The sequence below is a fragment of the Desulforadius tongensis genome (assembly GCF_016907915.1).
Classification (GTDB): Bacteria; Bacillota; Desulfotomaculia; order Desulfotomaculales; family Desulfohalotomaculaceae; genus Desulforadius; species Desulforadius tongensis.
In genome coordinates this window covers 1-15,771 of sequence record NZ_JAFBCW010000042.1, presented here as the reverse complement: position 1 = coordinate 15,771, position 15,771 = coordinate 1, and the positions used below count along the sequence as shown (strand labels likewise).

The window sequence follows — 15,771 nt, the reverse complement described above, 5'->3', positions numbered from 1 at the left end:
AGGGGATGTTGACAAGTGGTTTTTACTTTCTTGTTCTAGTAATTGACCTACATAAATTGGCTGCCAAACCTTACATTTTTATTCTGCCATAAACAACTATTGTAAATTATAGTTCCATCAAATTGCTTCTTGAATTTTGATAAAATTAACTATTCAAAGCATCTCTATAATGTATTGCAAAATTTTTCTTTTAAAAATATATAATCAAAATTAATAAAGGAATTTTTGCAAAACTACTAGAACTATTTTTATAGAAAAAAACACTCCTAGAAGAAAGGAGCGTACATTATGACCAATAATTAATTCCAAACCTTGGTAATTAAACAACCGCAGTCCATAACAGGCGAACTTAAACCCCTTAATCAACATGTTGGCAACTTAGAAGAAGGCCAACACGAAATGAAAACTGACATCGTTGAGCTGAAATCTGATGTTACAGAACTTAAAAACGGTCAAGCCAAGCTGGAATCCAACGTTGACAAACTTGAAACCCGCCTTGAAAAAGAAGTTATTGATAAGGTACGAGCTTTATTCGACACTAGAGGTTCAAACTAACATCCACGAGTGTATTTTTTCATTCTTGATCGTATTGAAGCTAAGGTAAATGTCCTTCAACTTGAAACTTCCTACTTGCACAGAGTTAAATAGCTGTGAAGTTTTGTTAGTTAACGACAAAGTTCAATAACTGGAAGAGTAGTCTCGGAAACTAAATTCCAATAGTCCTTGAAACCATGGCTACTTGAGATATTGATGTGTTAGCAACTAAGCTGATTTAAGACTTGATTTCTCCAAGATAGAGATAAAGTCAAATCCAGAGTTTCTAAGTCTGGCATCAAGAAGAATATTGGTGGAATGAATGGTAACCCAGAAACTCAGGCATTTTTACCTTTTGCACGGGCCTTTTCCAGCCCATAGTCAACAAGAATATTTTTATTGAGACGCTCAACAGAAGTACGATTTTTCATTTCCTGTTTCCAAACAGCGCTACTACGAGAGACGGGAGTAAAAATACGCAAATCCCATGAAGGCTTGGTATAAACAGTTCTGCCATAATTAGAAGTAGAACATTTATCCTTACAAGAACAAAAATCTACTTTACCAAGGACAAGAGGGCAACGCCACTTAATTCTACAGCAGTCATTTTGAAAGCCCCAGTTAACCATAGCAAACCCAGCCATACAAATGGGAGTACCGTTTTTAAATCTCGGTTATAAACCGACAGGAAATAACCACAGTGGTCATAAAACCACTGTTCGTGATAACTATCCCAGCCATGACGGGCTTGGGGGTCAGAAAACCTGCGGTGGCAGTTACAGTTATAAATACCATTAGACTTACTTAGCATAATACTCTACCCTACATCTGTCAGCAAGATAGATTGGTAAGATTGATCAAACACTCTTGATACTCAGCATGAGGACGCCAATAACCTAACATAAAACACCCCAAAACAAGCAGTAATGGTAATTGATACCATGAAACTTGATTTTGGGGGTGATAGCAAACTTATATTCCCTGAAAGTCAAGCATATCAAGGAATATAAGTTTCCGAAAATATTCTGGAAAAAGAAGGGGGAGAAAGACCTAGCCGTTGAATCCTGCATGCTTAGCTTTTATTAAGCTTGGATAGGTTTCAGAAGCTAGGTATTAATTATGAAATTCATATGTCCGTTACTTGTTGTAGAAAATATAGAAAAATCCAGAGTTTTTTATGAAACTGTCATGCTTCAAAAAGTAAAGTTTGACTTTGGAGAAAATATTGTTTTTGAAGGTGACTTCGCAATACATCAAAAAGAGCATTTTTCAAAGTTAATTGATATTGAAAAAATTAATATATCAACTAAATCAAATAATTCAGAACTATATTTTGAAGAGGATGCTTTGGATGATTTTATTTCACGACTTAATAAGGCTGATGTAATATACGTCCATAATTTAAAAGAGCAACCATGGGGACAACGAGTTATTCGATTTTATGATCCTGATATGCACATAATTGAAGTAGGTGAAACAATGGAAGCAGTAGCACAACGTTTTTTGAGTAAAGGATTGAATGTAAAGGATACTGCTGAAAGAATATCAATGCCTGTCGATTTTGTGGAACAAGTAAAATGCAAAATATGATGGGAATATAAGTAATTCTCTGTAAACAGTTTTCTTACCGTTGGCAATAGGTAGACAATGCCAACAAATTATTTGATAAGCTTTTAAGATTCATATTTGCATAAAGTAGTCTGTGTATTTCTACCTCATATTCAGTCACTACATAAAACACTAAGTATTTTTAGAGCTAATTGCCGGTGAAGAAAATATATATAAGTATCGTAAGCTTACACGATGCTTGCTTGGAATATGGTACAGAATACGAGCGTATTCCACAAAGACACCGAACAAAAATGCTCATATTGAATCATTTTATACTATTTTGGAAAGAGAGCTCTTAAGCAGAAACGAATTTACCAGCTATCAAGATTTCTACCAAAATATAACAATTGAGGTAAAGCTAGAAATGAAAAAAAATTCAAAAATTATTTTACTAATTCTAAGTCTATGTATTATAACATTTAGTTACTATAATAAGGAATTTAATACCTTATTAAATGAACAAAACTTTATTTCAAAAAAAACTGATAACATGACTATTAAGGAAGAAGTTAAGACAGTTAACAGCGTTTCAACAACTGACATTAATAAATATGAAGGGGTTTATAGATATAAGAACAGGCATGATACTGAAGACCATTACATTGTACTTGAGTATGTAAATGGAATATTGCAGGGAAGATATTATGGAACAAGTGATGATTTTGATGATGCTCGAGAGGGGTATTATGTAGGATTTTTTGTTTCGGATATTAAAGATTTGCAAATTGAAGGTAATGCTATTACTTTTAAGTTACAGTTACAGGATAGAGATGTTTTTACTAAGCCTATTGATTTAATTTACAAGTCGAGTCAAGATATTCCATTAGATAAAAATCCTAATTGGAATATAGGACTAAGAAAGTTCAGTCGTGATTATAAAGGAGAAATTATAAATGGTGAAATACAGTTAGAAACAGAGTTTGAAAAACGGGTTTTTAAAAAACTAATGACCTCAAGGAAATATTGAGGGGAAGGGGAGTGTAAGGTAAGCGTAAAGTAAGCGTAAAATAGCCCCCACCTTGCGGTAGGGGTATAATTTAGTTATTCTTATTCTGTACCCGACGGAAGGTGATACAGTGAATGTTACTGCGCGTGTGCTTAATTATCCCGGCTCAAAGTGGGCTATAGCTGATTGGATAAATAGTTAACTAATTTAATGAATACACTAAAGTTAAAAATATTATGTGCTTATGTGATGAATCTACGGTTTTAAATCAACTATTTCTCACACAGGCTGCTAGCTCTTTCGCCACCGTTTTATAACCCATGCCCTCTTTCATATATAAATCTACAGCTTTCTTTTTCTTTTAAAACTTTACATCATATGTTTTTCTGATTTTACCCATAGAAAAAATCCCCTCCATAGTAAACAGATTAATGGACTTTCTTTTTTCTGTCTACTATAAGGGGATCATATCACAATCCAAGGGGGGCTTTCTTAGTTCAGCATAAATTCTAATCCTGTTTTCAGCTCTTCTGCCAAATCAAGTATTACTTTTGCTTGTTCATCCAATTGTTCCATAGATGCGCTTATCTCCTCCGTGGAGGCCGCCTGCTGCTGTGCCAACCCGTTAAGTTCCTGCACTTTTTCACCAACTGATTCTATCATGCTGTGAATAGCAGAAAGTTTTTCCGCCATATCCTTGGCACTATCTGCAGAGTTTTGGGCTAATTTTCTTACTTCATCAGCCACCACCGCAAAGCCCCTGCCGTGCTCACCGGCTCGGGCCGCTTCTATGGCCGCGTTTAAAGCCAGTAAATTGGTTTGATCTGCAATTCCCTTGATTAATTCAATAACGTCATTTATTGTTTTTAAACTTTTTCTGGCATTATCTGTATTTTCTGTCAGCACCTGTACGGAATGAGACAAGTTGGTTGCTCCCTTGGCTATTTCTTCAGCAGCATAACTGTTCTGCTCAGAAGCGGTATGTAATTCATCAGCAACATTCTGCAGTTTATCAGGGTCAATATATAAGAAGGTTGCAGCCAGGCCTCCAATTATGTTATTTTCCTTGTCTTTAACCGGTATCCCAATGCCGGCATAAGCAAAACCGAATTTCGATTCTTCTTTTGAAACTTGTTTTGCCACCCGGGCACCGGTAACCAGGGCTTCATTCACAATGGTTCCTTCAGGCATTGTATCTCCCGGTTTAATACCAAAATTAAAAGTTTTTGTATTCCAGCATTTTATTACTTTAGATTCTGCATCTACAAGTACCACCCAGTTTTTATGGTCAAACATTTCATAAAACATATCGCCCGCAGCTATGGCCATTTCCACTGATGTATAACATTCCTGTTCTCTTAACGTGTCCATAGTCCTATCTTTTTTAATTTCCTCCGGGTTTTCTTCCGGCTCAACATCCTCAACCGATCCGGTTTCTAAAAATTGATTGTTGGGTCTGCTTTTGAAAAATTTGTTAAACATATATAATACCCCCTAATATATATCGTTAAAAAACTTTTTCCCATCACCTGGCAGCACTCTTTTTTTAATGGATACTTCAACACGCCGGTTTTTGGCCCGGCCTGCCGCTGTTTCGTTTGACGCTATTGGGCGGTATTCCCCGTATCCAATGGCGCTAAAGCGGTATGGATCCAAGTTTTTATTTTGCAGCAGGATTTTCATACAGTTTAAAGCCCTCTTTGAACTAAGATCCCAATTGGATTCAAACTCTTTATTATTGATAGGCACGTTATCGGTATGTCCGGAAACAACCACTTCATATTGAGGATACTGCTCTAATATCCTAGCTATAGAAGTAATTGTTTTTTTTGCCTTCGGCTTAACCACCGCACTGCCGGAATCAAAAAATGCTTCATCGCGAATTGTAATAACTAAAGAATCATTGTAAAGATTAGTCTGCAGTTCCGTACCAAGATTATTTTCACTTATGTATTTATCAAGCTGTTCTTTTAACTGCCCCAACCCTCTATCGTTAACCGTTTTTTCCATTTCTTCTATTATATTATCCGGGGATGTTTTGGTATCTAATATCCCACTGCCGCTGTAAAAAGCCGCACTGAGAGACTGTTTTAAAGCGTTGTACTTTTGGGCATCTACAGTACTGGAAGCAAACAAAACAATAAACAAAGCCAAAAGAAGGGTTAATAAATCAGCATAGGGAATAAGCCATGATTCATCTATATGTCCATCATCATGGCTCCCCTTATTCTTTTTAGACATTACTGCTTTCCTCCTTTTGAGAGGCATAAGCCTGCCGCTCTTCGGCCGAAAGATAAACCAGCAGAGACTGCTCTATGGCAATGGGTGATATGCCTGATGCTATAGATACCACTCCTTCCACCGCTATTTGTTTAAGTTCTATTTCTCTTCTTGACAGTCTTCTTAACTTGTTTGCTATGGGGTGCCATAATACATACCCGGAAAAAATCCCCAGCAGTGTGGCAATAAAGGCCGCTGCAATGGAATGCCCCAGTTTTTCTATGTCCGTTAAATTGCCAAGGGCGGCTATTAATCCTATAACCGCTCCCAAAACACCAAGGGTTGGGGCATAAGTACCGGCTTGGGTAAATATAAGTGCCCCGGCACGATGGCGTTCTTCGGTGGCATAAATTTCTTCCGTCATGGTGGCCCGAACAAACTCACTGTCACTACCGTCAATAATCATCTGCAATCCATTCTTTAAAAAATCATCATCAATTTCCTTCAGCTTGTCATCTAAGGCCAATAAGCCCTCTCTTCTGGTAAAACCGGCCAATTCAACGCATAAACTAACCATTTCCTGCTTGGACATTAATTCCTGCGGTTTAAAAATCATTTTAAAAAGCTTGGGAACTTTTTTTAATTCTGCCATCGGAAAACTTACAAATATCGACGCAGCTGTGCCACCAAAGATAATTAAATAGGCAGCGGGATTCCATAAAGCTGCCAAGTGTGCCCCTTTTAAAACCATTCCCACTGTAATTGCAATAACACCTAGAGCGAGGCCTATAAAAGTAGACTTCTCCATCTGCTTCCATTCACTCCTTAATTGAGGTAGCCTTTTTATAGTTAACAATAATTTTAACAAGCTGTTATAAAGGTTCTGTAATAAAAAAGAGCATGCATTGGCATTCCCTAATTGCCTTTGGCACCTGTAAAGATTGTATTTTAAAAACCAAGTTTACCATCAACAGCCGTTTTTAACTTTCCGCAAGTTATTTAATATCACCACCACCTTGTAATTTTACATTTACCGGGTGCGGTTTGAGGTCAAACCTTTAATTTTTTGTGCAGTGCAAATACTTAGAATTGCAATTTTTTTTGCACAAATTAACTACAAAATAACATTCTTTGCAAAATTCGACATATTTTAATAAAACCCTTTGTATTTCCAAAAGTTATTTTTTGAAGTGTATTTGTGGGACCTAAGTACTAATTACCACAGACATAGGTAACGTTTTCAGTGAGCAATATTTACCACCCTTAGCAGCTTGCCTTAAAATTAAGTAAGAAAATTCGCCAAATAACGAACCAATTATTAAGATGCTTTAGGCACATCTTAACAGTAAATCCGCTTTACGGATTAATAAAAAAGAGGTGGTAAAATGCCCAGGTATACAACCAAAGATATTCAAAATATTGATGAATTAATTAAAAAAGAATATGACAGAAAAACAGCGTACACCGTTGCCTTTTTAGCAGGTAGTAAATTCACCGCTTCATTCATCCGTAAAAGAGCTCATAAATTGGGATTCAAACCTTATAAAAGAAAAGTGGAATGGACGAGTCTGGATATTGATTATGTTTTTAAAAATTACCAAAAATTATCGGTACTGCACATGGCTAACTACCTGGATGTGGAAGTAAATGCTGTAAAATTACTCCTACACAAATTAGGCTTGTTAACAAAAAAGCGTTTTTTAAAAAATAAATGCCGCTTAAGAAACGTACTGGGCGCCTGCTCTGATGATTACAGTAATATATTAAGTTCAATGTGGAATGCTAGTTTGTAGGTTTTGGTAAAAGTTAACAGAGCCGGGATCTAAAACATGTCCCCCCAAGTTTCTGAAATAACAATCTCCAGTCCCTTCTTGCAGGATCCATCTGAAATTATCTCCTCATAACACTTTACCAATTAGATGAATCCCTTGTAAAAAAATCATAATAAGCCACCAATTGGTACACAATAGAATCTGAATTATTATTTCTAAAATTTTTAAGGGGACAGAATTATGGCAGCGTTTTTTAAAAAACCTTTACGCCCCCGGCGGGTAAATTCTATCAAAAACGGCCCATACCAAGAGAAAAAACAGACCCATCATCCATCCCAAAGCCTGCTTTTAAGCACCGATATAGACAGCAACCTTAATTATCTGAAAGCAATCTTTCAAGATTGTTCCGACGTAATTTTCCGGGAATTTCTTTTGGCTCAGAATGAGCAGATTAAACTGGCCCTGATATATACCGACGGGCTGACGGATAAAACCCAGATCAGCGAACAGATCATGCGGGCACTGACCCTGGAAATACCCATGGTCGTCCACGGCGAAGAAATTACCAGAGCCAATGCCCTGCATTTTATTAAAATGAAGGGCCTGTGCATAAACCAGGTTAGGGAAAGCCAAAAAATAGAGGAAATTGTCAGCGCCATTTTATCGGGAGAAACCGTTCTGCTGGTAGATGGGCATTCCACCGCTCTGATTAACGATATCCGCAGTTGGGAAATGCGCGCCATTGAAGACTCAAAAACCGAAACAGTGGTACGGGGCCCTCGGGAGTCCTTCGTGGAAACACTGCGTACCAATACCTCTATGCTTAGGCGTAAGATAAAAAACCCCAACCTGAAAATAGAAATGACAAAACTGGGAGAAGTAAGTAAAACCGATATAGCTGTGGCCTATATTAAGGGAATCGTCAACCAGGACTTGGTAACAGAGGTAAAAAGCAGGCTGGAAAAAATTAAAATTGACGGGATACTGGATTCCGGCTACCTTGAAGAGTTAATCAAAGACAACGCCTATTCTCCCTTCTCCACCATTTCGCACACCGACCGGCCGGACAGGGTGGCCGCCAATTTGCTGGAGGGCCGCGTGGCCATTTTGGTGGACGGAACCCCCGTGGTATTAACAATGCCTTATATTTTTCTGGAAACCATTCAAACTCCGGAAGATTATTATGAACAATCTTTTTTCACGTCAGTAATAAGAATATTGCGCATAGGAAGTCTGATTGCTTCGCTTACGCTGCCATCCCTGTATATCGCTATTATCTCCTTTCACCATGAGATGCTGCCCACCCCTCTGCTGCTGAGCATGGCAGCCCAGCGGGAGGCGGTGCCTTTCCCGGTTTTTGTGGAAGCATTCTTAATGGAGATCGCCTTTGAAATAATCCGGGAAGCGGGAATCCGGCTGCCCCGTCCCGTGGGCCAGGCGGTAAGTATCGTAGCGGCATTAATTATTGGTGAAGCAGCGGTACAAGCCGGGCTGGTGGCTGCAGCCACCGTTATTGTAGTGTCCCTTACAGCCATGGCCTCTTTTACCATATATTACAGCGGAAGCATTACCATACGCCTGCTGCGATTTCCCCTGATGATCCTGGCAGCCTCTCTGGGTCTGTTTGGCCTGATCTCCGGGATCACCATCTTCGTGGTACACATGGCCGGCTTGCGTTCCTTCGGTGTACCCTACCTGGCTCCGGTGGGGCCCATTATCACAGGGGATCTGAAAGATTCGGTGGTGCGGGTACCCTGGTGGGCCATGAATAAGCGTCCATATCTAATGGGGCAGAATAACCCGCAGCGGGAGGCATCCAGGTTAAAGCCACAGCCTTCCCGACCAAAAAAATAGTTAGGCTGGTGAAGCAATTGTTGGAAAAGGGAAAGATTGACAGCAGGCAGGCTGTATTCCTGAATATCACTATGATTATTGCCACGGCCTTACTTGTTGTTCCGGCCATGACCACCGCACACGCCAATCAGGACGCCTGGCTATCATCTGTACTGGCCGCACTGCTGGTACTACCCATAGCCTGGATTACGGTAAAGTTGAGTTCTCTCTTTCCGGGCAAAACGATCATTGAATACCTGGAAGAAATACTGGGCCGGTGGCCGGCCAAGGTAATCGGCTTTTTATATTTATTTTGGTTTGTCCATATTTGTTCCCTGATGATTAGGGAATACGGGGACTTCATTGTAACGGCTTTTATGCCGGAAACACCGCTGATTGTCTTTCATATTGTGGTGGTGACTATTGGAGCCTACACCATTAAACAGGGACTAGAAGTTCTAGCCCGGACAAACCAGATTTTTCTGCCGCTGATTCTTTTTTCACTTGTTATGATTATGTCTCTAGCTACACCGGAAAAGGACCTTAACAGGCTGCTGCCTGTATTAGAAGCCAGCTGCGTGGATATTTTCAAGGGCTCCCTGGCACCTTTAGCCTGGTTTGGAGAAATCAGCACCTTCACCATGATAATTCCTTTTCTCAAAAAGCCTACAGAAGCCTGGCGCATTGCATTTATATCCATCCTGCTGGTTGGCTTTATTTTTACATTACTGGTAATAGGCATTGTAACTACTTTCGGCCCCAGTGTGGCGGCCATGACTTACCCTGTTTTAAATGAAACCAGGGTGATTAATATTGCCAAAGTAATAGAACGAATGGACCCGGTAATCATGAGCGTGTGGGTTATGGGAGGCTTTGTAAAGATTACCTTTTTCTATTATGTTATCGTTCTGGGCAGCGCCCAGTGGTTAAAGCTAAGTGAATACCGCCCGCTGACAATGCCCGTGGGAATTATTTTGTTAGCCCTTTCCATGGCAATTGCGGATAATCTGCTGGAGTCCATCCACTTTTTAGCCAATGTCTGGGTTTTTTACGCCATTTCAACCTTTGAGTTGGGTATTCCGCTGGTGCTGTTGATAATAGCCGTAATCAGGGGACGGGGAGGAAACAATAATTGATAAAAAAAATCATCTGTTTGTTACTGGTATTATCCCTGGTTTTACAAGGAGGCTGCTGGAGCCGTAAGGAACTGAGCGACCTGGCCATAATAATGGCAGCCGGAATTGATCGTACCCCAGACGGTAATATCCGCTTAACAGTCCAGATTGCCAGGCCCCGGGCCTTCGGCGGCGGCACGGTAAGGCCGTCAGCAGCTCAAGAAAACAACGCCTGGGTCCTTTCCCAAACCGGAGAAACGGTACTGGACGCGGAGAGAGAACTGGAAAAAAAAGTATCCAGGAAAATTTACTGGGGCCACATGGTAATCCTGGTTTTGGGGCAAGAAGCTGCCAGAGAAGGTATACGCAGTTTGATAAACTTCTTCTCCCGCTCACCCAACGCCCGGGAAACTCTCTGGGTACTGGTGGCCAGAGGAAAGGCTGAGGACTTATTGAACAGCCATTCCCAGTTGGAAAATACATCAGCCCAATCCACCGGATCCGTGCTCAGGGATGCTGTGGGCGTACCGGTTATGCTGAAGGATTTAATTATGATGCTGGCCAGCAAGGGAACCAACCCAACACTGCCCTTTTTAGAGCTGACCGCGTCCGGTGCGCCCCAGGGACCGGGCATGAAGGAAAATATTCCAGAAGCTAAAAATAAGCAGCAAAAGGTCACGGAAACCCACGCTGAAATTACCCTTACCGGAACGGGAGTATTTAAAGATGACAGGCTGGTGGGCCAGCTGGATGTACCGGACACCAGGGGACTGCTCTGGTTGACAAATAAGATTGGGCCGGGAGAAATTACTATCCCCTCACCAGCAGAACCGGGCAAAAAGATTTCTGTAAACATTACCCGGGGGAAAACAAAAATTGAACCTTTTTACGACGGGCAAAATGCCCGATTTGAGATAAAAATAACCATGGAAGGCGATCTGTGGGAACAGCAATCTACAGAAGACCTCACTGACCCCAAAATTTTTGCTGCCATTGAAAAAAGAATGGCCCAGAGGATTGAACAAAGAGTGCGGTCAGTTCTGGACAAAGCCCAATTCGATTACGGCCTGGATATTTTCGCCTTTGGAGAATCCTTCCACAGGAAATATAAAAAGGAATGGGCCGCATTGAAAGATCGGTGGGACGAGGTATTTGCGAACGCCGATATCAATATTGCTGTGGAAGCCCACATTCGGCGCACCGGCCTTACAACCAAAAGGATTTTCTAAACAATAACGCTTATTTTGGAGGGGCAGGTATGATTGTCGCTTTATTATTAGTATTTTTAGGCATCATCTGGCTGGAAGTACCGGGTTTAGTGCAAAAGAAAATGTGGCGGGAATTAATTGCCTTTTCTGTATTCATGCTCATCGGCATGGCCCTAAGTATACCGCAAGTGCTGGGCATCCCCGTACCCACCCCCAACAAACCCATTGAAGCGCTGTTTAAGCCTTTTACCCAGTGGATGCTAAAATGATTGGTGATGGTGCAATGAGTAAACTTATGAAGCTGTACAAAATACCATGAAGGGTAATGTTTATGAAAGAAAAGAATTTAAACTATTACCTATCATTACCATATAAAATAGTTTTACATCCTGCGGAGGAAGGTGGCTGTGCGGCTGAAATACCAGAATTGCCTGGCTGCTTATTCCAGGGAGAAACAAAAGAAGAAGCACTAGAGATGATTGAAGATGCAAAAATAACATGGTTAGAAGCAGCGTTAGAATCAAGCAGGGAAATTGCGAAACCTGTTTCCAAAGGTGATAAGTTTAGCGGTAAGTTTGTTTTGCGTATTTCGAAATCATTGCACCATGGAATGGGCACATTTTCTCCCAGCCTTTCTTCAGGTATTCTTTCTAATACCCATCTGCGCCTTTCCCTGCCTGGTTTTCTCTAGACTGCAGCACCAGCCATAAGCCCGGCCGGAAGAAATATGATTTTACGGTGTAAATTATGCGAAAACCTTTTTTAAACACCGTCACTTCACTCCATGGTGCAGGCTTTTTGGGGTTTCCGGTACGTTTCCGTTGATAGTCAAGTGTTTCCCGATTTATTCCAAGAAATAATCAAAAAACATCCTGAAGTTGAAGCTGTCGTTGTTGACGCAGGTTACAAGACCCCAGGAATATGCAGAGAAATTGTTGAGGCAGGGAAAATGCCTGTCATGCCTTACAAGAGGCCTATGACGAAAGCTGGATACTTTAAAAAACATGATTTTGTCTACGATGAGTATTATGATTGCTACCTTTGTCCTAATAATCAAGTTTTAAAATACAGCACTACCAACCGTGGAGGATACCGTGAATAAAAAATGTTTTTGGCAATAATGGTATCCATGACGTTTTTTACATCAGCCTCGGCCAGTGTATCCAGCGTTTAGCGATGTCCTGAAATGCTGTATAATTGTTTTTTGGAATTAGTATTTGACTATTATTGGACAATTTAATAGGGATAATTTGTAATAACTATCCCCAAATTATCCCTAATATTTATGTCTATATTAAAAGTAAAAAAGGTCAGCCATAGAAAAATTTAAACTTCGAATAAACATTTTGGAACTTCGAAGTTTCATTTTCGAATCTCGAGTTTTCATTTTGAAAATAAGTATTTCCACCAAGATCATTGGATCTATTTTGTAACCCTGAAGGTCGTTTTGTAAAAACTAAGTAAACATGGAATATTTACTACAGAGAATAGCAATTAATAAACCCATTCTTTTCCTCTTAATAATTCTGCAATTTGTTCAGTTGACATTTCCTTACTAAATCCATCAATATCAGTTAGATCAAAGTATTTTTGTCCCATAAGGCCGCCTTTAGTTGGCTTAATATAATTAGTCTCATAGAACCTTTCTACAAAGAAAAATCTATGCCCCTGCGAAATGTCAAAACCAAACTCTTTTTTTGCTTCAATTATAACCTTCTTCACGCTTTCCTTCTGCTCATTCTTGACTTCACCTAATAGTATATTCTCAATAGTTAATTCATGACTGTTCCAGTCAAAAGAGATATCAGCAATACTAATTACTTCTCCAATACCCCTAACCGCTTTATCTTTATAAAGGCCCAGGTATTTATGTTTCTGATAACCTCTATCACTTGGTGCATAGTACATACCATACATCATATTCTGCTCATAACTTGTCCCAGAAAGTACGACTCTCATTTTTGTATCAGCATTGTCGATTAAACCAGATTCAAAACAGAATGTCTCAAAATCCTGTATCAGCTCCTTCATTTCAAAATCATATTCATTTAGAACTTCGTTGAAACACCTGCATATTTCTTTAAAAGTAGTAGATGCAAATTTAATGTTTAAAGGATCTAATCGTTCAACTATTTTTCTCTTATACTCGTCATTAATAGGCTCTGTATTCACCCAAAGAAAGATTTTTTTGTCCTGATCTTCAAAAGCATTGATATATCTTTCTACTTGTTCTAAATTCTGTTGACCGTATAATTTGGTTTCAATTATAATTTTAAAACTTTCCTGTTGTATTACTCCGTCGGGTACACTTTCTTTAGTTTTCTCCTGTTGGCTAAATTTAACTGTTGTGTCAAGTTCTACGTTGCTCTTTTCAAGGAGCGTATTAATAAATCTTTTAAATTTTTCAGCATTATTATTATATAGCCTACTAAATAGTAACAATGTGTTATTCGTTACCATATTCTCCTTTTGGGAGTAACGTGGAAAGTAATGAATTCTAGACATACAATAACACCTCCAAATATCTCTAAATTAATTAAACGAGTTTAGCTCTCAATCAAATATGGGCATAATACCCCCACTTGCTGCAATACTCGTTTCTGTTGCATCCTTATTAATGCATGTGTTTTCTCATAGTCCGCTGCTTTGCCCCAGCAATTTTTGTACTTAATTATAACACCTTAATTAGTCTGTATCTTGTCTTAAATCCCGTGCCCAAAAACGGCACCGGCTTTTTTCTTATCTGCAGGGCGTCTACTTAGGCCAGAGTGCTGCGGTACACTGGACTGGTCACACTCAGGGGGGTCTATTTCGACAATGTTTTTTAAAGGATACTGCACTATTATGCCGAATAATGCCAAAAACGATGTTAGCGGGGAATAACATGGATAGGATTGGTCGCTTAAACCGTTTTTATTATGTTCTTAATTTGTTAGAAAATAAGATAGGAAAGCATACCTTAGCTAACTGTGATGGTAAAATGAACTGGCCGCGGCAGGGTATTTATTTCTTTTTTGAAGAAGGAGAAGTGCGGGAAACAAATGGTGAACCAAGAGTGGTGCGTGTAGGAACCCACGCAGTATCATCAGGTTCTAAAACGACACTCTGGAACCGCCTTAGGACACACAAAGGCAGCGTCAGTGGCAAATACTCTGGTGGTGGGAATCATCGTGGCTCCATTTTCCGTCTGCACATAGGTACAGCAATAATTAACAAGCATAATATTGAACTTAATACTTGGGGAAAGGGGTCCTCAGCAAAAAGCTCAACAAGAAAGGCTGAGCATTCACTGGAAGTGGCTGTGAGTAAAAAAATTAGGTCAATGCCGTTTCTTTGGGTTAAAGCAGAGGATGACGCAGGCCCTCAAAGCATTAGAAAGTTCATTGAAAGGAACGCCATTGCTCTCTTAAGTAATTACCAGCGACCAGTTATTGATGGGCCATCAGGCAATTGGTTGGGACTTTACTGCCAAAATAAGTTTGTTAGGCACTCAGGATTATGGAATGTGGATCATGTTGCTGAACAATACGACCCATATTTTTTAGAAATCTTTTATCAATTGGTTAAAGATATGTAAGGAGGACAATCTTGTATGAACAATATCCTGCTCATTTTTCCCTGCTGCGCTGAAAAGGTTTCTGGTGGGGAAAGTTGGAAAACGGAAGGTGAAGTATTAAAAAATTTTATCTCACAACATATGCAAAAAGAAGTTAATAATGCTAGAAACCAGTTATTATCATCAATTAAGAAAAACCAACGCTATATTCAAGGAAAATATAAAAAAAATGAATCAATTACGTTTGGGCCGGATTTTGGAAATGATGATATAGATGGTAAATATATGCCTGCCATTAAGCGGTACTGTGGACAGCTGTATTCACCATTCGAGAATTTCAAAGAAGAAGTAATAAACTGTATAAAAGATAAATCTTGTCCTCACTTACTTATTCTGTCTGCATTATATGGACCTTTACACCCATTAGATATGGTACAGGATTACAATTTAAAAATGTCTGACCCACCTGCTTATAAAGCTTGGAAAGAACACTTTCCTAGCTTCTTAAAAGAATATGTTAAGATGAATGGAATAAAAGAAATTAAATTGTATTTTGGTAGGTCAACTCATTATCTAAAGGTAGCAAAGCAAGCGGTAATCCCTTTACTGCAAGATGGCCTTCTGAGTAGAGCAGCTAATTATGAAGTAGAAGAGGGAAATTCGTATCATACCCCATACAATCACGGCCTACTAATAGCAAAAGACTTACAAATTATACAAAAACCAAATTTAACTAGAAATATTAATGAAATAGAATTATAACTTTACATAAAATTACCTGGCCAGTACACGGCAGCTGCCGCTTAATAAATAACAGCGCGGCTGCGCCTTTAAGAATCAATATAGAAAGCCCCAGCAGTTATATCTAACCGCTGGGGCTTGTTATTGTTTGCCTGGCATGTCTGCCGAGCCGATGGGTTGAAAGAAACCCTGTCGCCTAACCAGCGGGAAGACAACCTGTAAGCAAGGGCGTCAC

16 protein-coding genes and 1 pseudogene are annotated in these 15,771 nt (G+C 39.5%); 12 read left to right on the top strand and 5 right to left on the bottom strand.

Features of this window, described 5'->3' with window-relative positions; genetic code table 11:
• Positions 1-399 precede the first annotated feature (399 nt).
• The gene (locus JOC37_RS12590; RefSeq protein WP_204619454.1) at positions 400-555 is read left to right on the top strand and encodes a hypothetical protein; all 156 of its coding nucleotides are present in this window, start codon (positions 400-402) and stop codon (positions 553-555) included.
• 317 nt (positions 556-872) lie between these two features.
• Here the strand turns inward: JOC37_RS12590 and JOC37_RS12585 are convergent, their stop codons facing one another.
• Positions 873-1,163, bottom strand: a complete 291-nt coding sequence (locus JOC37_RS12585; protein ID WP_204619452.1) for a transposase — start codon at positions 1,161-1,163, stop codon at positions 873-875.
• Between the two features lie 490 nt (positions 1,164-1,653).
• Here JOC37_RS12585 and JOC37_RS12580 point away from each other — a divergent pair, with 490 nt between their 5' ends.
• On the top strand, positions 1,654-2,124 hold the full coding sequence (locus JOC37_RS12580; RefSeq protein ID WP_204619450.1) for a VOC family protein: 471 nt from the start codon (positions 1,654-1,656) through the stop codon (positions 2,122-2,124).
• A 385-nt stretch (positions 2,125-2,509) separates the two neighbouring features.
• On the top strand, positions 2,510-3,112 hold the full coding sequence (locus JOC37_RS12575) for a hypothetical protein (protein WP_204619448.1): 603 nt from the start codon (positions 2,510-2,512) through the stop codon (positions 3,110-3,112).
• Positions 3,113-3,583: 471 nt separating this feature from the next.
• Here JOC37_RS12575 and JOC37_RS13525 read toward each other — a convergent pair whose 3' ends face one another.
• The 3 genes from JOC37_RS13525 to motA form a co-directional block, all read right to left on the bottom strand.
• Positions 3,584-4,282, bottom strand: coding sequence for a methyl-accepting chemotaxis protein (locus tag JOC37_RS13525; protein ID WP_420797302.1), 699 nt, complete (start codon positions 4,280-4,282; stop codon positions 3,584-3,586).
• A gap of 303 nt (positions 4,283-4,585) precedes the next feature.
• Complete coding sequence (locus JOC37_RS12565; RefSeq protein WP_204619447.1) at positions 4,586-5,332, bottom strand: OmpA family protein; 747 nt, start codon at positions 5,330-5,332, stop codon at positions 4,586-4,588.
• On the bottom strand, positions 5,325-6,119 hold the full coding sequence (motA, locus tag JOC37_RS12560) for a flagellar motor stator protein MotA (protein WP_204619446.1): 795 nt from the start codon (positions 6,117-6,119) through the stop codon (positions 5,325-5,327). Before motA ends, JOC37_RS12565 begins: the two co-directional genes overlap by 8 nt.
• Before the next feature lie 577 nt (positions 6,120-6,696).
• On the opposite strand from motA, the gene JOC37_RS12555 reads away from it, so the two are divergent.
• The 7 genes and pseudogenes from JOC37_RS12555 to JOC37_RS12525 all read left to right on the top strand — a co-directional run.
• On the top strand, positions 6,697-7,104 hold the full coding sequence (locus JOC37_RS12555) for a hypothetical protein (RefSeq protein WP_204619445.1): 408 nt from the start codon (positions 6,697-6,699) through the stop codon (positions 7,102-7,104).
• A gap of 219 nt (positions 7,105-7,323) precedes the next feature.
• On the top strand, positions 7,324-8,937 hold the full coding sequence (locus tag JOC37_RS12550) for a spore germination protein (RefSeq protein ID WP_204619444.1): 1,614 nt from the start codon (positions 7,324-7,326) through the stop codon (positions 8,935-8,937).
• Between the two features lie 20 nt (positions 8,938-8,957).
• Positions 8,958-10,052, top strand: coding sequence for a GerAB/ArcD/ProY family transporter (locus tag JOC37_RS12545; protein WP_238480919.1), 1,095 nt, complete (start codon positions 8,958-8,960; stop codon positions 10,050-10,052).
• The gene (locus JOC37_RS12540) at positions 10,049-11,260 is read left to right on the top strand and encodes a Ger(x)C family spore germination protein (protein WP_204619442.1); all 1,212 of its coding nucleotides are present in this window, start codon (positions 10,049-10,051) and stop codon (positions 11,258-11,260) included. The genes JOC37_RS12545 and JOC37_RS12540 overlap by 4 nt, the downstream gene beginning before the upstream one ends.
• Before the next feature lie 29 nt (positions 11,261-11,289).
• The gene (locus tag JOC37_RS12535; protein WP_204619441.1) at positions 11,290-11,508 is read left to right on the top strand and encodes a hypothetical protein; all 219 of its coding nucleotides are present in this window, start codon (positions 11,290-11,292) and stop codon (positions 11,506-11,508) included.
• A 62-nt stretch (positions 11,509-11,570) separates the two neighbouring features.
• On the top strand, positions 11,571-11,930 hold the full coding sequence (locus tag JOC37_RS12530; RefSeq protein WP_204619439.1) for a type II toxin-antitoxin system HicB family antitoxin: 360 nt from the start codon (positions 11,571-11,573) through the stop codon (positions 11,928-11,930).
• A 132-nt stretch (positions 11,931-12,062) separates the two neighbouring features.
• Positions 12,063-12,338: pseudogene (locus JOC37_RS12525) on the top strand (IS5/IS1182 family transposase); the annotation flags it as partial.
• Between the two features lie 395 nt (positions 12,339-12,733).
• On the opposite strand, the gene JOC37_RS12515 reads toward JOC37_RS12525, so the two are convergent.
• Positions 12,734-13,744, bottom strand: coding sequence for a hypothetical protein (locus tag JOC37_RS12515; RefSeq protein WP_204619436.1), 1,011 nt, complete (start codon positions 13,742-13,744; stop codon positions 12,734-12,736).
• 379 nt (positions 13,745-14,123) lie between these two features.
• Between JOC37_RS12515 and JOC37_RS12510 the strand changes: the two genes are divergently transcribed.
• Together JOC37_RS12510 and yaaA are read left to right on the top strand one after the other, a co-directional pair.
• Entirely contained in the window at positions 14,124-14,816 is a 693-nt protein-coding gene (locus JOC37_RS12510) for a GIY-YIG domain-containing protein (RefSeq protein ID WP_204619434.1), read from the top strand.
• A gap of 15 nt (positions 14,817-14,831) precedes the next feature.
• Complete coding sequence (yaaA, locus tag JOC37_RS12505) at positions 14,832-15,557, top strand: peroxide stress protein YaaA (RefSeq protein WP_204619432.1); 726 nt, start codon at positions 14,832-14,834, stop codon at positions 15,555-15,557.
• Positions 15,558-15,771 lie beyond the last annotated feature (214 nt).